We start from the raw sequence: 20,002 nt of genomic DNA, 5'->3' as shown, positions 1-20,002 counted from the left end.
GAATGATGATGAACGTATTAAAAAGGTTGCCTTGGGTATCCATGATTGCCGGTTTCTCATTACTCACGGCTTGCAGCGGAAATACTGCTTCAGATAAGGTTACGGAGGCAAGCGGAGCATCCGCAGCCCCTGCCGTAGAAGCCCCTCCAGCCCAAAGCAAACCGGTAACCATTGAATTCTGGTATGGACTGGGCGGCAAGCTCGGTGAAAATATGGAATCGCTCATTCAGAAATTCAACGCCTCGCAGCAGGAGGTCATTGTCAAAGGTATTGTGCAGGCAGACTACACTGAAACCGAGCGGAAGCTCCAGGCGGCTATTGCCACCGGTCAGGTCCCTGCGGCTGTGCTCTCCTCCAATATAGATTGGGCCCGCAAAGGTTATTTCGCACCGATGGATGAGCTGATCGCCCGGCAGCCGGATTTTCATAAAGAGGATTTTGTCCAGACCTTCCTGAACCAGGGCCAGGTTGACGGTAAGCAATACTTCCTCCCCATGTATGGAACGACCCAGGTTATGTACTACCGCAAGGATGCCTTCGAGAAAAGCGGTATCGACGCCAGCCAGCTGAAAACCTGGGAGGATCTGGCCGCAGCCGCTGAGAAAATGGCTGTCAAAGAAGGCGGCAAAACCACCTTCTTCGGCTGGGAGCCCATGTGGGGCTCGGGCAATATGATCGATGCCGTACTCAGCAAAGGCGGCAGCATTCTTAGTGAAGACGGCACAAAGGTAACCATCGACTCGCCTGAGTGGATCGAAACCTGGGACCTGTTCCGCAAATGGATTCATGAGGACAAGACCATGCGCATTCACTCTGGCGGCCAAGGCTGGGAGTACTGGTACAAGACCATTGACGATGTAATGAAGGGCCAAGCAGCCGGATACATCGGCTCCAGCGGCGACCAGGGCGATCTCGATTTCAGCATCGTCTCAGCCATGGAGCAGCCGGGCTGGGCCGGGGCTGGAGAAGGCAAGCCGGTGGCTCAGGCGATTATGGCCGGTATTCCCGCCAAGGCCGGAGATGCCGAGAGACAAGCAGCGATGAAATGGCTGAGCTACTTCACGAACTCCGAGAATACTGCCTTCTGGTCGATTAACACCGGATATATTTCCGTCCGCCAGTCTGCGCTCAAAGATCCGGCATTCATCTCGTTCAGCAAGACCCATCCGCAGATCAAAATTCCATTGATGCAGGCCTCGCACGCCTCCGCTCCCTTCCAGGACCCTACCGGCGGCAAAATCAACGATGCGCTGACCATCGCTGCGGACAAGGTGCAGATTGAGAATATTCCGGCGGCAGAGGCTCTGAAAGAGGCACAGCAAACCGCCCAGGCGGCACTGGATAAAGTAAAATAAGCGGCAACTATCGTATTCAAAAACATGAATTATTTACTCTAAGGGGGCGGCAGCATGCCTGAGCTCATTACTCCGCAAGGGAATCAATCCATATCGGCGATCCTGTTCGACAAGGATGGCACCCTTCTGCAGTTTGTCTCCCTCTGGGGAAGCTGGAGCGAATGTTTCCTGGGACAGTTCACCCGTCAGTTGCAACAACGTGGTCTTGAATTCCCGGCACAGCACCGGCCGTCCCTGCTGGGGACGATTCACGATGCAGAAGGCAGAATTACTGATTATGACCGCAATGGCCCCCTGGCTATGGGAACGATGAGCGACCTGTATGCCATTCTGTGCTGGCAGGGCTATCTGCTTGGCTTGTCCTGGGCTGAATCCATGGAACTTGTGGATCACTGCCGCAGGGAAGCAGATGCCATGCTGGAGCGCAGCCGCCCGGTGCTCCCTCTCCCCGGCCTGCTGCGCTTCCTTGATGACTGCGCAGCCAGCGGCATTCTCCTGGCCGTAGTGACCGCCGATGAAACAGCAGCGGCGGAGAACCACCTCCGCTGGCTCGGTATCCGCAATTATTTTTCCGTTGTGATCGGCACCGATCAGGCAGAACGGGGCAAGCCGTTCCCTGATATGGTGCTGCTCGCCTGCACACGGCTTGGGGTTCAACCTGCCGCGGCCGCGGTCATCGGCGATACGAACGGGGATATGAGAATGGCCAAGGCAGCAGGCGCGGCCGTAGCCATCGGGATTACCGGCGAGGCGGCCGTAGCCATCGGGATTACCGGCGAGGCGGACGCAGCAGGCGTGGATGGCGATGCAGGCGTGGATGGCGATGCAGACGTGGGCGTTATTTTGCCGGATGCCGATATCCTTGTGCAGTCCTATGCAGAACTCAGTATTAGAAGGAACGCAAGGTGAGGGCCGAAGGGGTGTGGGCTTGGTTTTTTCTCACGATGGCGATTCTGTTCGAGCTCTCCGGAACCATCTCCATGAAGATATCCCAAGGCTTCACCCGGCCCTGGCCCTCTGTGCTAATGTTCCTGTTCTACGGGATCAGCTTCACCTCACTCAATGTGGCGCTCACCTCCATTAAGGTCGGGGTAGCTTATGCGGTGTGGTCGGGTGCAGGAATTATCCTGATTTCCGTGGTGGGGGCGGTGTATTTTGAAGAGCGGCTGACCCTGTCCTCCCTCTTGTGGGTGACCGTTATTGTAGCCGGAATTGTGGGCTTGAACATAAGCACTAAAGGGCACTAAGGAGGCCGGCCGCGATAGAATTGAAGGTATGCCATTCTTAAGCATCAGAATCAGCTTGCAGCCATACAACATCCAAGGAGGCGCTCTTGTAAATGAGTACAAACCTGCCGGGCGGACAACAGCCACTGCTTACTTTTCAGATCATCACGGATACCCATGTTACTGCCGATCCCTCCCATGAGTACAATCAGAATTTCGAGCGGGCACTGCAAGATCTGGCGGACCATGCTCAGGGCAGCAGCGGGATCATGCATATCGGGGACATTACAGATCACGGCTTCGGGGAAGAGTACGATGAAGTGCACCGTATCCTGAAGCTGCACCAGGCAGCACTCCCGGAGATCCGCTACACATTAGGGAACCATGACGTCGGCCTCGGGCACTGGGAATCGCGCCTGGCGATGTATACCTCCCGTATGGGAATGCCCGGCCCCTACCACGACCACTGGATCGGCGGTTATCATTTTATTTTCATGGGAACAGAGGAAGGCCTCCCAACGTTCTGCAATCTGTCGGACGAGCAGCTCCGCTGGCTGGACCAGAAGCTCGGGGAAAAACTGACGGGGGGATCGTCAAAGGACAACCGGCAAATGGTTGGACAACCATCAAGCGGGCAGCCGCCAGCTGGAGAGTTGTTGAAGGAACAGCCGGTGAGCGGGCGCCCGAAGCTGGATCAGCCTGTTTTTCTTTTCCTGCATCAGCCGCTCAAGGATACTGTAGCCGGATCATTGGAGTCTCAGGAATGGTATGGCGTCACACAGGACAAGGAGCTGCGCTCCATCCTGTCCAAATATCCGCAGACCCTGCTCTTTACAGGACATACCCACTGGGAACTGGAAGTAGACAATACAATGTATCCCGGCAACGGGGAGACGGCTACCATGTTCAATAGCGCTTCTGTGGCCTACCTCTGGACAAATGCAGATGAGCACAAGAACGGCAGTCAAGGTTTCTATGTGGAAGTCTACCCCGACAAAGTACTTGTAAAGGGACGGGATTTCACCACGGGCAGCTGGATCGAATCGGCGCAGTATGAGGTTGCTATGTCCGGTAAAGTATTGGGCTGACATCTTTATTGATCTAGGCTTACTTATCCAGACATGGACTTTCATGTCCTAGAACAGCCTGTTGCACTGTCAAACCGCTATAACAAAAGCAGCGTTCTCCCATCCATGGAGAGCGCTGCTTTGCTTATTGGATACTATGCAATTATCACAAGCAGACAGATACGACGAGCAAGCCGCAGCTAACTGCTTTAAAACGCAGGCAGAGAAATATCTGCGTATTTGTCCTCAAGGAACTTTTTCACTTCCGGGCCGCTGATGCGTTTCGCCAGCTTTTGAATAGCGTCGGAGTTCTTGTTGTCCTCACGTGCCACCAGTGTAATGGTGAATTCGGAATCCTTACCTTCGGTGATCAGCGCATCCTTCTTCGGTGTCAGTCCAAGCGGACTTGCATAAGCAGGAGTCATAGCCACCAGATCGGCATCATCCAGCGTGCGGGCCAGCATCAGCAGGTCAACTTCCTTGAACTTGAAGTTTTTGGCGTTCTCTGTGATATCAGCCTGGGTCGCTTGAATGCCCACGCCTTCCTTCAGCTTAATCATTCCGGCTTTGGCGAACATTTGCAGCGAACGCCCGATATTGGATGGATCATTCGCCATAACCAGTGTTGCACCTTCCGGCAGATCAGCAATTGCCTTGTAACGCTTGGAGTAACCGCCGTAGATCGCATCATATACCGGTTGAACCGCTACCAGCTTGGAGCCTTTGCTCGCATTGAACTGCTCCATATAAGGCACATGCTGGAAGAAGTTCGCGTCCACTTCCTTATTCGCCAATGCCTCATTCGGCTGGACATTGTCAGACAGGATGACGATCTCCATATCCACACCGTCTTCCTTGAGCAGCGGTTTCACGATGTCAAGAATATCGGTCATCGGCGGGATGAGCGAGGCTACTTTAATTTTGACAGGCTCGGAACTGGTTGCTGCCGGAGTATCTTCGGCCTCCTTGTTGTTTCCGCAGCCTGCGGCAATCATGACCAGTACGAGCAGCATAAGTGTATATTTCAACGTTTTTTTCATTGGTGCAGTGAACCCCCATTTTTATAGTTTGATATCATCTTTCTCCTGAAACTCCACGGTCTCTCAGCGTTTATCCAGCAGCCTTGCCAGCGTACTCCCTGCAAACTGGATGATTTGTACCAGGAGGATCATCACGAGAATCGCATAGACCATAACCTCCGTCTCAAAACGCTGATACCCGTAGCGGATGGCGAAATCGCCAACCCCTCCCCCGCCGACCACCCCCATCACGGTTGAGAATGAAATGAAGCTGATCGTCGAAGCCGTCAGTCCCAGCACCAGACCCGAACGGGCTTCCACATACAGGAACTTGAAGATCAGGCCCGGCTTCGATGCTCCCATGGACAACGCAGCATCAATTGTCCCCTTGGGAACCTCCAGCAAAGACTGCTCGACCAGCCGAGAATAATAGGCGATAGCGACAATGGACAATGGCACGGTTGCTGCCATGGTACCGATGGCTGTACCCACCAGGAAGCGGGTGAAGGGAATTAGCGCAACCACCAGCAGCAGGAACGGAAAGGAACGGACCACGTTGACGATGCTGTTCAGGACTAGCGACAACGTCTTGTTCTCATAGAGCTGGCCCTTGCGGCAAAAGTATAAAACAGTCCCAAGCGGAAGCCCCAGCAGCACTGCCGCGCCTACCGAAATCCCCACCATCACAAACGTTTCCCCGATGGACAACCACATCTGATCCTGGTATTTCAGCATATCCTCAAACATGTGCTTTCCCCGCTTTGCCCGTAATCCGTTCACGGTAGCTGCCCATGTGATCTTCCGGTGCAAGGAACCCGGCGTCTTCCCGGGAAAAGGAATCGACGATGCGTCCGCCTTCCATCACGGAAACATCAGTGCAGATCCTCCGGACGACATCCAGCTCATGCGTAACGATGATTACAGTTACCCCCAGCACGTCATTAATATGCTGGAGCACGCCCAGAATATCTGCTGTGGTCCCGGGGTCCAGCGCGGAGGTTGGCTCATCGCACAGCAGCAGCTTCGGGCTGTTCGCAAGCGCACGGGCGATGGCCACCCGCTGCCGCTGCCCTCCGCTAAGCTGGGCAGGGTACTGCTCTGCTTTGTCCATAAGCCCCACGAACTTCAGGCATTCCCGCACCCGCTCCATCCGTCCGCTCCGCGGCACTCCGGCCAGCTCCAGCGGAATGGCGACATTCCGGCTGACGGAGGCATTGCCCACCAGATTAAATTGCTGGAAGATCATACCGATCTTCTGCCGCTCCTGACGCAGCAGCTTCTCCGGCAGTTCTGTCAGCAGCCTGCCGTCTATGGACACGGTACCTTCATCCGGGCGCTCCAGCAGATTAATAAGCCGCAGCAGCGTTGATTTCCCTGCCCCGCTGGCTCCGATGACGCCATGGATGGCCCCAGCCCGAACTTCGAGCGAGACTTTATCCACCGCAAGGTACCGTCCTTCCTTCAGATCAAAGCCTTTGCTTACTCCATTCAGTGATAGAATATGAAGCCCTCCTTCCAGGCCGCCTGGACTAAAGCCCTTGTTCCCAATAAGTGTATTACCATTATTTAAAAACTGTTTTATTAAAAATCTCTTTAAATAATAAGGTATTTTCTTCGCTGTGTCATCATTTATCTGAAAATGATATACCAGCTACCCATGACAAAAACACCGCTGATTGAAATCAGCGATGTCTGTAGTGTACGCATAAGGATTGTAATGCAGGCTCCGTAAGTCTTTCGGCGGCTGTACTTGCGGCGAATTTATTCTTTTACACTGCCGACGTTCAGGCCTACTACAAAATACTTCTGCATGAACGGATATACGACCAGGATCGGTACGGAGGCCACTATGGTTATGGCTGCCCGGATGGATAGCGGGGTTACCATTGCTTTGGCGGAATCCCGGTCCATCCCCACACCTGCGGCAACGTTCGGGTTGCTGTTGGAGTTCATCGTGGAAGACAGCAGCTTCATCAGCTCATACTGCAGTGTGCTAAGACTCTGCTTGGACGAGGTGTAGATAAAAGCGTCGAACCATGAGTTCCATGCCCCAACCGCCACAAATAGCGCGATGGTCGCCAGCACCGGCTTGCACAGGGGGAGTACCACACGCATGAAAATTTTGAAGTCGCCTGCACCGTCGATCCGGGCCGATTCCAGCAGGCTTTCCGGGATCGTACCAATATAGGTGCGGATGACGATCATGTTGAATGCGCTGATCATCGTAGGGAAAATGTAGACCCAGAAGCTGCCCAGCAGGTTCAGATCCTTAATCAAAAAATAATTGGGAATCAGACCGGCGCTGAAATACATCGTAAGCACAAAGATAATGGTGATCGGCTTGCGGAAAACATAATCTTTTCGGCTGAGCGTATACGCAAGCATGGTGGTCAGAAAAATATTTAAGATTGTCGAAATGACGGTCCGCGCCACCGAGATCCAGAATGCATCATAGATGGTACCGGAAGCAAAGATGGCCTTGTAATTCTGCGTGGTCCACACTCTCGGCCACAGATAGATACCGCCGCGGATAGTATCATTCCCCGCATTGAACGAAACGGCAATCGTATTTATGAATGGATATAAAGTAACGAGCACCAGACAGATCATGAACACCGTATTAAAACTATGGAAGAGAACCGGTTCCAGTCCGCTGGGTCTCAAGCTTTTTTTCACGGATAGGCCTGGCGTAGTGCCTCGGCTAATTTGCTGGTTCGCCATGCTATAATAACCTCTCTTCCCCGAGCCGTTTCGCTGTCCAGTTTGCCATCAGCAGCAAAGTGACGCTAACGACCGTCTTGAAGATCCCGCCAGCAGTGGCCAGTGAATAGTTGCCCTGGGCAAGCCCATATTTGAGTACAAAAATATCGATCGTTTCCGACCAATCCATTACAAGCCCGTTGCCGAGCAAATACTGTACTTCAAAGCCCGCTTCGAGTACATGTCCTACAGACATGATCAGCAGAATAACAATTGTCGCTTTAATCCCCGGGAGAGTTACAAATCTCATTTTTTTGTATCGGCTGGCGCCGTCGATTTCAGCGGCTTCATACAATGCAGGGTCAATGGAGGCAATAGCGGCCAAATAAATGATGGTATTCCAGCCAACCTCTTTCCACACATGCGAAGCTCCGACGATGCCCCAGAAGTATTTCCCCTCACTGAGCCACAGAATCGGGTCCTTGATGATATGCAGCTTCATCAGAACAATGTTGACAATCCCGTCATTGATGGAGAGCGACGTAGCCACAATACCTGTTACGATAATCCAGGACAGGAAATGGGGCAGGTAGGAGATGGTTTGCACTATTCTTTTCCAGAACACCTTGCGGATTTCATTCAGCAGCAGGGCCAGGACAATGGCAGTGACAAACCCGAGAACCAGATTGATCATTCCCATCGCCAGTGTATTGCGCAGCACACGGAGGAAATTATCGTCTGTAAACAGAAATTTAAATTGCTTGAAGCCCACCCATTCCTGCTCACTGAAGGAACGGCCCGGCCGGTAATTCTGGAAAGCCATGGTCCAGCCCCACACAGGGACATACGCAAAAAGCACAATATACAGCAATAAGGGAACAGACATCCAAATCAGCTGATTCTGATTTTTGATCAGCGACCACGTAATGGGCTGCTTCTTTCTTTTCTTTGGATGCAAGGCGACGCTATCTTTCCCTAAGGTCTCATCCATATAGGTTTATCTCCCCACACAATCATTTATTTCAGGAGGTGCAAGAGCCTTCTTGATGGCCCTGCACCTCCTGGTGATTCCAACCTCTTAACGCCGCAGCTTATTTACTCCAGGTATCAATTCTCCATTTGATCTGCTCATTGATCTTGTCTTCATAAGCCTTCACATTGGCCTTCTTGATGTCCCCTACATAATCGCTCCAGATGGAATCGAATTTACCCGGATCAGCTAAAATGGCTTTCGGCAGGTATTTGGTGGACAATTCATTCAGCTTAGTGTTGGCAATTTTCGCATCCGAGCCTTCCACGAGGTCAATGGACCAGGCCGGGTAATAGACTGGGTTCGCTGGCGGTTTACTGAAGAAATCCACGTAACTGTTAAATCCGTATGCAGCAAGCACTTCCTTATCGTAAGGCTTCACACTGGCTGCATATTCTTCAGGCTGTGCTGACGCATCCGTGGAGTTGCCATCACTGTAGCTGCCCTCAAGCTTAGGGAGATAGCCGAAGAGAGTCTTAGCTTTATTAGCCATTTGCCACGTCGGATCAGCGGCGTTGTCCCGTTGTTCCTGGGTTTTCATAAATCTGCCGTCCTTGACAATGTAATCTTCACCCTCAATCCCCCAGGAGAAGGTCTTCTGCCAATCCTCGCTGATCAGCGTTTCGAGCAGCTTGATAATCTTCACAGGGTCCTTGGCATTAATGCTGATTCCGAGTCCGTTGTTCAGGTTCAGCACTGCAAGATCCCGGTAGTAGTCTTTGGTGGATGCGTCATAAACCAGAGGAAGCCCAACATAGGTCCGCTCGATCTTCCCTTGTGTGGTTAAGGAATCTTCCGCCGCACTAAAGTTCCAGTGTTGGTCGAACATTCCGAGAACCGTTCCGCTGGACAGCTTTGCCATATACTGGTCATAGTTCTGAACGAAGGTTTCTTTGTCGATCAGCCCCTGCTGATTCATTTCGTTCAGCTTCTGATAATATTTCTTGGCATAATCCTTGTCAGCAAAAATCTCCGCTACTCCATCAGTTACAACAACACCGCCATCGTTCGGATGGCCGATCAAATGCTGAGGCGCGTTGAGCAGACCCCAGTTTTTCCAGTCATAGTTAAGTATTTCGAAGCCAACAGTCGGGCTTCCGTCAATCTTCGGATATTTTTCTTTGTATTTGGCAATCAGGTCCACATATTCATCCAGTGTTTTAACTTTTGGATAACCGAATTCCTTGAGCACGGCTTTTTGAATCCAGAAGGCCGGTCCTGAATACCAGGAGCTCTTTACTTCACCGTTGTATACACCATAGTTAGGCAGAATGTAGATATGTCCGTCATTCGGATCCTTCATCATGTTCCAATAATCTGCGTAATGCGCTTTCAAATTAGGAGCGTATTTCTCGATGAGGTCTTCCAGCGGAATATAAGCTCCTGCCGCTGTAAGCTTCGTATTCCCTGTCATCATATCCGGGTAATCCTGTCCTGCGATCATAACGCCGAGCTTCTGATTGATATCCCCGGCCAAATATTCGAAATTAAAGTTGGCTCCTGTTTCGTCCTTGATCTTCTTGAAGATTTTGTTATCCGGTGTCGGCGGCTGGCCCGCTTCTCCGATGAAGACACTGATGTCGAACGGCCCAACCTTGCCATCCGTATTAGCCGCCGCTTGTGTAGCATTAGCCCCATCATTCTTCGCCGCATCCTTGCCGTTGTTGCTGTTGTTGCCACCGCAGCCTGCCAGTGTGAAGCTTAGGGATAACAGGACAATCAGGGATAGCTTGAACATATTTTTCGACTTGCCCCCCATAAGGCACCTCCATATTGGTTTTGTATATCCACCTTGTAAGCACTTACATTCCTAAATTATAGAGGTGTTGCAGGGTGGAAAATACGACCGAACTAAAGGTGTACCCCCCAAAAAGTTTAGGACTTTGTATTGCGGTACTGCCCGGGACCGGTGCCCATTTTCTTCTCAAACTGTTTCAGGAACTGCCCATAATTCGTATACCCTACCTGATCGGCAATCTCCGAGAGCTTCAGCGAACTCTGCCGGAGCAGGGCCGCCGCCTTTTCAATCCGTAGCGTATGCAGCTGCTCATTGAAAGGAATACCGTTCTTTTTGCGGAGCAGCTGTCCAAGATACACCGGATGCAGATAAAAAATCTCTGCCAGCTTCTGTATCGTCAGCGTTTCGCGGTAATGCTCTCCGATATACTGATTAATCTCCTGGACAATTCCATGGGAGCCCTGGCGCTGCACCTGTACAAGCAGTTCAATACAGGCTTCGCCGCAGGTGGACAACAGCTTCATTAACCCCGTTAAGTTAAGCATGGCATGCGGCATTTCAGCAGCGTCAAAGCTTCCCGGCAAGAACGGCCCGCGGAGTTCACAGCCTTCCGGAGTCAGCCCGATCATCTGGTACATGAGATGGATGACCAGCTTCCTTACCACTTCAGGTGCCACATGCTGTTCAAGAAAACTATGGGCCGCCGAATCAACCGCTTGCCTGAATCCCTCGGGATCCAGCGTATTGACCGGAGCCAGAATGGCATCCATCAACCGGATATGGTCATAGTGATAGCTAAACGGATAGTTGTTAATTTCCTGATAGGATATAAGGCCGACCGGCGGCGTCCGGTAAAAGTAATGCAGCCCCGCTGCCTTCGCCGTCCGGTAGCTGTCTGCCAGGTACAGTGGAGATTTGCCTGCGGCTCCGAGTGAAATCAACAGGGGCTTGCCGGCATATTCCTGCTGTAGCGGGGCGAGCACGTCCGCCGCTGTTGCCGGAAAGCGGTTTCTATAGCCGAATACAACAGCCAAGCTGCCTGCTTCCAGGTCCACTAAATACATTGCTTGTTGTTCAGCGACAAGAGCTGCCACTCTGCCCCTCAGCTCGGGATACAGCTCCGGTATGGTCTGAAGCAGCAGTATATTCCACCAGTCCATACCCTCAGGCAGTCCCGCCGGAAGCGCCTGCGCCTGCTGGTCATCCGGCTTATGCAGCAGCATCCTTTTCATTCCCGCAGCTATCGTTTCGGAGGAAGCCATTTGATTCATCAGCAGCCGGCGGTTGTCCCGTTCCAGTTCCTGATGGATTGCCTTCAGCTCTTCCGCGGTCTCCTCTGGAAAAACCGGTTTTAGCAAATAATGATGGATGCCGTACCGGATGGCCGTCTGTGCATACTCGAACTCACTGTAGCCGCTTAATATCGCGAATCTGATCTTCTCCGGCTCTTCCCGGCGCCAGGCAGCAACCATCTCCAGACCGTTCATTACAGGCATGTTCACATCCGTAATCACCAGATCCGGCTGCAGCCGCCGCATCTGCTCTATTCCCTCCCGGCCATTGCTGCAGGTTCCGCAAACATCGAAGCCAAGCGCCTCCCAGTCGATCCACAACATCAGCCCCTCAAGGCTGCTCGGTTCGTCATCAATCAAAAGCACTTTATAGTTCATACGTCTCCCTCACCTTCAAACGGGTACAACCTTTCCAGTAGCCGAAGCGGAATCCCAAAGGTCACAACGGTCCCCTGGTTCGGCGTACTGATCATCTCGAATCGGACCTGATCCTGATAATACAGCTCCAGTCTGCGGTATACATTGCGCAGTCCGACATTTGCTCCCGAAGAATCCTCGTTCCTTATGGCACCCATCAGCTCCTTGAGCCGCCCGGCCTCGATGCCTTTGCCGTTATCGGACACTGTAATTTGCAGGCGGTTGTCCTCAACAGCTGTTTTCACCGTAATAATACCCAGGCCCTCAATGGTCTGCAGCCCGTGCTTGCAGGAATTCTCCACCAGCGGCTGCATACTCAGCTTGGGAATTTTGTACCTTTTCGACTGCTCATCGATTTCGAACACATAGTCGAATTTATCTCTGAACCTGAATTTTTCGATCTTCAAGTACATCTCAATGAACGACATTTCTTCCTCCAGCGACACGAGATCCTCCTTCCAGCTCAGCAGCCTCCGGAGCAGCTTAGACAGGCTTTTCACAATATCCGTCACATCGGAGTAATTGTTTTTGGTGCAGACGACCAGGATCGCATTCAGCGTATTGAACAGAAAATGGGGATTCATCTGACTCTGGAGGAAATTGAGTTCGGCCCTGACACGTTCCATCTCCAGATTTTTTTTCTGAATTTCCAGCTTGTACACGTCATTGATCAGCGAATTGATCCGGGTGGTCATCCGGTTGAAATTATGGATTAGTCCTCCAATCTCGTCGCGGCCTTCGTCAATGCGGATCAGCTCAAACTTCTCGTTCGTCACCTTCTGCATATGTCTGGAGAGCCGCTTGACCCTGTAGTTATACGATCTCAGCATCACATAGATAAAGCCGCTGGTCAGCAAGGTAATCGTGGTCGCCAGAAAGGCGGCATACAGCCGCATATCCAGCACCGCCTGCGTAATCCGCTCCCCCTGGGTGATCCCGACAATCCGCCAGCCCTTCAGGTAGACGGCTGTGCCTAAGGGTGCGATATGAACATCCTCCTTGGATCCATCATCCAGCTGTTTGAACAGCGGGTAGGGCTCGTCGGTGATCCGCTGATAGCCGCTGTCCGCCGACATGACAATCTGATTCTGCTCGTTGACCAGATACAGACTGAGATAATCTTTTTCACGGGCAATCACATCATAGATTTCAGTAAGATCCAGATCGATCCGTACCAGCTTCTCGTATGTATTGTAATTCCTGAAGTTGTTCATAATCTGGACCACACTGAGAGCTGGAATAGAAGCGGATGCATTTCCTTCCACACTCGTACGGTAAGCGGTTACAACAACCTGATTATGCGAAGTCTTCAGCTGCTTATACCAGTCACTGTTCCAGACCCGATTGTTTATGGCCTGATAGTTGCCCCCGGATACGATCGAGCGGTTGTCCGTAAATATACTGATCCGGTCAATCTGGTTGTTCACCGGCATATAGCTGTTCAAGCGGTCCCGGAGCTGTTCGTCATAGGCACCATAAAAGTCGATGAGATTCTTATACTCCCGGTCCAGCATTTCATACAGATTCTTGTCCGTGGACAGTGTGTAGGCCACCGCGACCCCGCCCTCGATATAATCATGAATATCCTTCCGTGCCCGCTCCAGCGAGATCTCCAGATTCTGCTGCTCTCTTGAGCGGATCAGATCGGTGATCCGGTCCAGGAAGACCAGGTTGATGATCATGATGGGAAGCAGGACACCCACGAAGTAAATCAGAAAAAATTTATAGTTCAGCGGAATATCATTCACAAAATGAGCAAACCGGAATCTTTTTTTCTCCATGGCACGCACCGGCTTTCTTAGAACTGCTTATTGTTGCCCGAATATTTGTATACGGAGGGCGGGACCCCCACCATTCCCTTAAATTTCTCGATGAAATAGTCCGTATTCGAAAAACCGACCTGCAGCGCGATATCCGATATTTTGAGCTGCGTCCGCTTAAGCAGCCCCTTGGCTGCTTCAATCCGCTTCTCATTCACATATTCGCTGAAACTGCACCCGGTCTCCTTGCGGAACAACTGTCCCAGGTAGGTGGAATTCATGTGAAACTGCCTGGCCAGATCCTGAAGCTGCAGCTTCCCCCTGAACTCAAGATCTACATACTGTATGACGTTAAATATGGTGTTTCCCTGGTTGGCCTGCTTCAATTCCGCCAGATAGACAGTACTCTCTGTACACAGCCTGTGTACATAACTGCTCAGCAGAAAATAATCACCAAGCCCTCCGAGATTTCCGAATTCAGCCTGGAGATTACCCATCACTATGTCAGGATCACCATTCATCTCCTTGAGGTGGCGGTATAGAGTCATTTCCAGATGGGCAACCTCTGCCTGGACCTCTTCTACCGTGAACAGCTTACCACCAAACCCCGCAAAAGCCTCCTTGACATAAACCTGCAGCTTCGCTGCTTCACCCGCCTTGACCTTGTTCACAAGTGCCGTGAACCCTTCTTCATGAATCCTTTTCTCCGGCCGGCATTTCTTGAGATCACTGTAATGGAAAATCCCGCTGCGCTCTCTCTGGTACTTAAGCTTCCACACCTCAAGAGTCTGCAGATAGCTCTCACGGATGGCGGCCATACCGGTCAGCCGGTCGCTGACCATTACAATAACAGGCTCCTGAAGCTCTTCCGCCAGTTCTCTTTGCAGCAGACTGACGGCTCCTTCCAGCGCATCGGAAGACAAGGCAGCGGACTGCACGACCAGTCCCGCCCGGCCCGCGCCATCCTGAAACGCATAACTGATATCCCAAGGAAATCCTCCATCCCTCTGTCTCTCTGCATGGACCACAGGAGTAGCGGCTGCAATCAGAATGCACACCAGTTCAGCATCTTCATCAAGCTGCAGCACATCCCTGGAGAGCTGGCGCAGTTCTTCGCTGTCTTCGCCCTGAATGAAACGGCCGAGCAGATGGCTGGTCAAACAGGCCTGTTCCTTCCAGCGTTCTTTTTCGGAAGCGATTTCATATCGGATCATCCTGCCTAGCTTATCTAAGAGAGCCCCTATCTCCTCATCGTCAATCGGCTTCAGCAAATATTGATCGACCCGCTCACGCAGGGCTGTCCGGGCATAATTGAAGTCGTCATATCCGCTCAAAATTACAAACCGCGGCGCCTTGTCCATTATTTCGTTCACCCTGGTTATCAGCTCCAATCCATTCATCACAGGAATATTAATGTCCGTGAGCACCAAATCCGGCCGAAGCTCTTGAATCATCCTGAACGCATCCGGGCCGTTCTGAGCCCCCCCGCACACTTCAAATCCATATTTCTTCCAGTCCACCATAGTCCTTAATCCTTCGAGCACCCATGGCTCATCATCCACCAGCATTACTTTCAGCAATCGTCCTGCTCCCCTCTCATATCCACAAGAGTAAAGTTGTACCAGCAAAATAAATATTAATTAGCCTAGCACAATTGGATTATGTTGTGTACATTTACTTTATCAAGAAATCAAAATGCGCTGTAAGTAGCTTTTGTACATAAATATTAGATTTGTTCACTCCCTTGAACTTCAGCCTGTGCAATATTCTCATCTTGCTCCACTGTTCTGTTCACGGTGTGAAGCTTATACTGATACTGTGAACAATAGAGAGAAGGCGTGATCATCACACCCATACACAGTGAATCAGGGGGATGCTTATGAGACTGAACAAGATCGGCAACAAAAGAGCACTGTACAGCAAAATATTGGTCAGTATGACGTTATGTGTGTCCTTAACCTTCCTTGTCTCCACCATCATCTATTACAACTATTATATTGGCGTGGAAAAAACGCAGGCTTTCCGCTCCGACCTTGGCAACCTCACGCAAACGAGCAAAGAGGTGGTCAACATGACCGATGCCGCGCAATCGCTTTCATTTCAGATCTACCGCAACAGCACTGTCTCCAAAATTGTATTTTACGACAAACCGGATATCTATGATGTTACGGCAGCCATGTCCGAACTGGGGAATTACCTCAGCTCCATGCCTTATATCGAGTCCATCTATGTCTACAATCCCAAAAGCGCAAAGCTGTACATCGCCTCTTCACACGGCCAGAACGGTGTATTTACGGAGCAGGAATTAGTAGACACGAGCATTCTGGATATTCTGAATCATTATCAGGAATACAAACCGTTCACCCCCATTCCACGCGTGTATTCCAACGGCGCCGCGGAGAATGACCGGGTCCGGGCCTATACCTTCCTGTGCTTCGACGCCATTGGCTGGGACCGGGCCATCAATTCTGCCGTTATTGTCAACATTTCGGCGCCATGGATTAACAAAGAAATCACCAGTCCCGTGGACTCCAGGAGCGCTACCTTTATTCTCGCTGATCAAGGAAAATTTCTGTCCGTAGGCAGTCTTGAGCCGCAGGAATTGTCTCCGCTGGAGACCAATTGGGTTCAGCAGCGGATTCAGGGTCAGGCCTCCGGCTCTTTTATCGGTAAATTCGGCGGGATCAGCTCGCTGATCTCATATACTTCGCAGGATGCTTTAGGCTGGCAGTATGTGCGCATCACACCTTACGATATCATCACCAAGCAGACCAACAGCATCCGCAACGCCACCCTGCTGATTGCCGCACTGATTTTTGTGGCAGGTATCGCCTTCTCCTGGCTCATGTCGCGCAGACTATATCTTCCCATCGACCGGATTGTCCGGGAGATGAATATTCTGGAATCCGAAAAACGCGACAGCATGTTCACCATCCGGCAAAATACGTTGCGCGATTTGATTCTCGGCCTCAAGCCCCTGCAATCCATCCAGCAGGTCGAGAAGCTGCGCCAGCTCGGTATCCATTTCACCTTCAATGATGATTACCGCTTGATTCTGCTGCGGATTGACAATTACCAGGAGTTCAGGGAATCCCGTTCATCGTATTTACTGGCCTACAAGTTCGCCATTATGAATATCGCTTCAGAAATTTGTGGTCAGACCTATCGTGTGGAGACTGTAGACATGAACGATGACGGCATCCTGGTGCTTTTGAATATTGTAGATCCCAAGGAATACACGGACACCGAACTGATTGAGACGCTGCTCCGCCAGATTCAGCAAGCCTGCTCCGACTATTTGAAGGTGAGTCTGACCCTTACCTATAGTCATATTGACCGCAATCCCCTGCAGCTGCACCAGCTCTATAAGCAGGTTAGGGAAGCTTCCAATCATAGGCTGTTCTACGGGCATGGCTGCATGATCAGCGCCCAGTCCATCCATGCCCTTCAAGCTAACCTTTATCACTATCCTACAGAAAAAGAAAAAAGACTCGTCGATGCGCTGATGAGCGGCAAAATGGAAGAAGCCCGTGAGCATTTCAGCAGCATTATCCGCGAGACCTCAGCCTATCCGTTCTCGTCGGTACAGCTGACTGTATCCAGACTCAGCGTGACCATCAAGGAGATTATCATCAACGTCCAAAAACGTAACCGCTTGCAAAATGAGGGGGCTGTCGAACTGCCCACTTTGGAATTGGTAGAAACGGTCGCGGAGCTGGAGCAGGCCTTTTTCGCTCTTTTCAATGAAATGCATGAACAGCTGGCCGAGAAAAAAAGCTCCAAGCAGCACGAACTGGTCCGCCTGATCAATCAAAAAATAAATGAGGCCTACATGGAGCCCAGCCTAAGCCTCAATCAGATTGCTGACGAGCTGGATATGTCGCCGATCTATATCAGCCGCCTATACAAGCAGCAAACGATGGCCAGCATCGTGGACGTCATCCTGGAGGTGCGGATGCGCGAAGTCTGCAGCCTGCTGGAGAATACCGATCTGCCTGTAACCACCATTGCCGAACGCTGCGGGTTCACCAGCAGTTCCTACCTGCACCGGATGTTCAAGCGCAGCTTTGGCACCACGCCTACCGATTACCGCCGCTCCAAGCATGCATAGTATCCTCTTAAGACACCTTTAGGTTGTCTTAGTATTATTAGGTCAGCCAGAACTACTGGTTGGCCTATTCTTGTATGTGTTTTAATTTAGTAAAATAATCAATCGTTTTTCCGGTCAACTCCGTCTTACTTGTGAAAACATATTTCGGGGCGACTTCTTCCATAGACCGACACAAACAAGGAAGAGGGGATGGTGAATGGTGGAGAAGATAATGAACAAGGCCAATACAGCGGATGTTACGCTGATGGATGAAGAGGTATTCTTTCAACGGCTTGCGGGCGAGCACCGTAAACTGTATGCGATCGCGTACAGCTATCTGCGTTCCGAAGCGGATGCCCTGGAAGCGGTGCAGGAAGCCTCGTGCCGGGCCTGGATGAAGCACAAAAAGCTCAAAAACGAACAGGCCTTCACACCGTGGCTAATCCGGATTACCATCAACTGCTGCATGGATGAGCTGCGGCGCAAAAAACGCGTCGTTCCGGCGGAGAAGCTGAAGGAGCAGGAAGCCCAGGAGATGAGGAGCAGTGATCGTCTTGATCTGGAGCGGGCGATGAACCGGATGAAGCCGAAATACAGGCATGCCGTGATGCTCAAGTATTACCAGGATATGACGACCGCCGAAATTGCCAAGGTACTGAATAAGCCCGAAGGCACGATCAAAACCTGGCTGCGTGAAGGACTGGGGCAGTTGCGGAATTATTTGTGAGCATATGGGAGGTGGCTGAGATGTTGGAAAAAGAAGAAGATATCCTGAAACAGGATGCCCGAGAGGTCAATCTAAACGCGGAGACGATCCGGGAAATGAAAATTTATAATGCAATGCGCAGCGGAGTGGCGCAAGGCAAAAAACGCAGCCAACGGCGTTTCTATTCCTATGGAGCCGGGGCCGTATTAGCCACGGCCGCAGCCATTTTTCTGATTTTCTTCTCCATCGGCCTGCCAGCCGGAGATACAGGCGATTCTGACCTCGGCGGTTCAGCACAGGCGGCCAGCACCAAAAGCTGGGATGATTTTGCGGCCTATCGCAACCAGCCCTTACACAATCGGCTGGTTGCTGACATTCTGGAACGGGATCTGATCAAGCCGGTCCGTCAAAGCGCAACAAACAAAGGTTTCCGCATGAATGTGGATGGCGCCGTCACGGATGGCCGTAAAGTGTATATCCTGTTCAGCGTGCAAAACGATACGGATACAGAAGTTATTCCTGCGGATACGAAGATTCAATTCGGGGATTTCGAGGTTCCATATCCGCATCGAGGCGCAGCCCTGGAAATGGCGTACGATAGTGACTCCCGGATCCAGCCCGGCCAAAGCAAGGATTTTATTTATTCCACCAACTATCCGGCCTCCATCGCCTATTCCAAGGATGTGAAGTTCACTCTGATTCTCACCGGAACGTCCGACCAGGCGCTCACTTCCAGCAGCAACAAGTATCGGACCGCCCTGGAGGTATCGTTCGAGCTTGACCCGGCCAGGTTTAAAGACCAGGAGCGTACACTGTCTGTGAATCGTACGCTGACGGTGGACGGTCAAAAGATCAAAGTACTCCAAGTGCAATATACTCCGCTGAATACCTATGTTGATCTGGAGTATGACAAGGCGAACACCAAACGGATGTTCAGCCTGCTTAACCCCGTTCTGATCGCAACAACCGGGAGTCAAATCGATAAATTAGTTTATCCGGGCAGAATCACGGCCGATAACTCCGAAGTGTACAAAGACCATTCGCAGGCAACACTGGTGTTCAGGCATACCGGGCTTAACCAGCCGGATTCCGCCTCGCTGAAGATTGCCGGCATTTCGGCTCTGGAACCGGACCGCATGAAATTTGTAGCCGATCTGAACAAGCAGCAGATTATTGAAGCGCCGACAGACGATTTTGAAATGGTCACATCCAAGCAAGAGCATAATGCAACAGCGGATGAGATTCTGCTGCGGCGCAAAGTAGCCAACCTGTCTTATTATACCGATTCGCAAGGGGCGGTTCAGGCGGAGTACACCGGCACATGGCTCGACGACAATTTTACCGATGCTAACGGCCAGGTGCATGAAAGAACGAATCGAGAAACTGCACTACACAATTTCGGCGGCACCACGATCTCTATTGATGGCACAGGAATAGATGAGATGAGTTTATCTTTTGACAGTCAAGCTGCAGATTACCCGCAGCCGCTTACCATATCGGTTGAACGCATTTGGAATCCAATTTTGGAGACGCAAAGTATCGAGCTGTTCTCCAAGAAATAGAAACCCCCTTCTCCTCCCCCTTTGTCCCGGAAGCGGCAAA

General features: G+C 51.4%; 16 protein-coding genes. 7 read left to right on the top strand and 9 right to left on the bottom strand.

Going from position 1 to position 20,002, the window contains the following annotated elements; translation table 11 throughout:
- Nucleotides 1-8: 8 nt before the first annotated feature.
- The 4 genes from A3842_RS06490 (at nucleotide 9) to A3842_RS06475 (ending at nucleotide 3,669) form a co-directional block, all read left to right on the top strand.
- Entirely contained in the window at nucleotides 9-1,355 is a 1,347-nt protein-coding gene (locus A3842_RS06490; RefSeq protein WP_074100824.1) for an ABC transporter substrate-binding protein, read from the top strand.
- A gap of 54 nt (nucleotides 1,356-1,409) precedes the next feature.
- Nucleotides 1,410-2,264 (top strand): HAD family hydrolase, encoded by an 855-nt coding sequence (locus tag A3842_RS06485; protein ID WP_074100823.1) that lies wholly within the window; start codon nucleotides 1,410-1,412, stop codon nucleotides 2,262-2,264.
- Nucleotides 2,261-2,602, top strand: coding sequence for a DMT family transporter (locus A3842_RS06480; protein ID WP_074083740.1), 342 nt, complete (start codon nucleotides 2,261-2,263; stop codon nucleotides 2,600-2,602). The genes A3842_RS06485 and A3842_RS06480 overlap by 4 nt, the downstream gene beginning before the upstream one ends.
- 92 nt (nucleotides 2,603-2,694) lie before the next feature.
- On the top strand, nucleotides 2,695-3,669 hold the full coding sequence (locus A3842_RS06475; RefSeq protein WP_074100822.1) for a metallophosphoesterase family protein: 975 nt from the start codon (nucleotides 2,695-2,697) through the stop codon (nucleotides 3,667-3,669).
- Between the two features lie 188 nt (nucleotides 3,670-3,857).
- Here A3842_RS06475 and A3842_RS06470 read toward each other — a convergent pair whose 3' ends face one another.
- From A3842_RS06470 to A3842_RS06430, 9 genes are all read right to left on the bottom strand, one after another.
- On the bottom strand, nucleotides 3,858-4,688 hold the full coding sequence (locus A3842_RS06470) for a MetQ/NlpA family ABC transporter substrate-binding protein (RefSeq protein WP_074100821.1): 831 nt from the start codon (nucleotides 4,686-4,688) through the stop codon (nucleotides 3,858-3,860).
- A gap of 63 nt (nucleotides 4,689-4,751) precedes the next feature.
- On the bottom strand, nucleotides 4,752-5,402 hold the full coding sequence (locus A3842_RS06465) for a methionine ABC transporter permease (RefSeq protein WP_371915985.1): 651 nt from the start codon (nucleotides 5,400-5,402) through the stop codon (nucleotides 4,752-4,754).
- A 4-nt stretch (nucleotides 5,403-5,406) separates the two neighbouring features.
- A complete protein-coding gene (locus tag A3842_RS06460; protein ID WP_083609498.1) occupies nucleotides 5,407-6,168 on the bottom strand; it encodes a methionine ABC transporter ATP-binding protein in 762 nt (253 codons plus the stop codon).
- A gap of 260 nt (nucleotides 6,169-6,428) precedes the next feature.
- Nucleotides 6,429-7,388: a carbohydrate ABC transporter permease gene (locus tag A3842_RS06455; protein ID WP_083606726.1), complete on the bottom strand. Its 960-nt coding sequence runs from the start codon at nucleotides 7,386-7,388 to the stop codon at nucleotides 6,429-6,431.
- Between the two features lies 1 nt (nucleotide 7,389).
- A complete protein-coding gene (locus tag A3842_RS06450; RefSeq protein WP_074100819.1) occupies nucleotides 7,390-8,358 on the bottom strand; it encodes an ABC transporter permease in 969 nt (322 codons plus the stop codon).
- Nucleotides 8,359-8,458: 100 nt separating this feature from the next.
- Nucleotides 8,459-10,156: a type 2 periplasmic-binding domain-containing protein gene (locus A3842_RS06445; RefSeq protein ID WP_074100818.1), complete on the bottom strand. Its 1,698-nt coding sequence runs from the start codon at nucleotides 10,154-10,156 to the stop codon at nucleotides 8,459-8,461.
- 116 nt (nucleotides 10,157-10,272) lie between these two features.
- Nucleotides 10,273-11,805: a response regulator gene (locus A3842_RS06440; RefSeq protein WP_074100817.1), complete on the bottom strand. Its 1,533-nt coding sequence runs from the start codon at nucleotides 11,803-11,805 to the stop codon at nucleotides 10,273-10,275.
- The gene (locus A3842_RS06435) at nucleotides 11,802-13,625 is read right to left on the bottom strand and encodes a sensor histidine kinase (RefSeq protein WP_074100816.1); all 1,824 of its coding nucleotides are present in this window, start codon (nucleotides 13,623-13,625) and stop codon (nucleotides 11,802-11,804) included. The genes A3842_RS06440 and A3842_RS06435 overlap by 4 nt, the downstream gene beginning before the upstream one ends.
- Nucleotides 13,626-13,642: 17 nt before the next feature.
- On the bottom strand, nucleotides 13,643-15,184 hold the full coding sequence (locus A3842_RS06430; protein ID WP_083609497.1) for a response regulator: 1,542 nt from the start codon (nucleotides 15,182-15,184) through the stop codon (nucleotides 13,643-13,645).
- Nucleotides 15,185-15,483: 299 nt separating this feature from the next.
- On the opposite strand from A3842_RS06430, the gene A3842_RS06425 reads away from it, so the two are divergent.
- The 3 genes from A3842_RS06425 (at nucleotide 15,484) to A3842_RS06415 (ending at nucleotide 19,962) form a co-directional block, all read left to right on the top strand.
- Nucleotides 15,484-17,715, top strand: a complete 2,232-nt coding sequence (locus A3842_RS06425; RefSeq protein WP_074100815.1) for an AraC family transcriptional regulator — start codon at nucleotides 15,484-15,486, stop codon at nucleotides 17,713-17,715.
- Nucleotides 17,716-17,911: 196 nt separating this feature from the next.
- The gene (locus tag A3842_RS06420; protein ID WP_083606724.1) at nucleotides 17,912-18,421 is read left to right on the top strand and encodes a sigma-70 family RNA polymerase sigma factor; all 510 of its coding nucleotides are present in this window, start codon (nucleotides 17,912-17,914) and stop codon (nucleotides 18,419-18,421) included.
- Nucleotides 18,422-18,441: 20 nt separating this feature from the next.
- Complete coding sequence (locus tag A3842_RS06415; RefSeq protein ID WP_074100814.1) at nucleotides 18,442-19,962, top strand: DUF4179 domain-containing protein; 1,521 nt, start codon at nucleotides 18,442-18,444, stop codon at nucleotides 19,960-19,962.
- Nucleotides 19,963-20,002: the final 40 nt, after the last annotated feature.

The sequence above is a fragment of the Paenibacillus sp. P3E genome (assembly GCF_001909045.1).
Classification (GTDB): domain Bacteria; phylum Bacillota; class Bacilli; order Paenibacillales; family Paenibacillaceae; genus Paenibacillus_AQ; species Paenibacillus_AQ helianthi.
The sequence above is the reverse complement of the archived record's forward strand: the minus strand, read 5'-3'. Positions and strand labels throughout refer to the sequence as shown.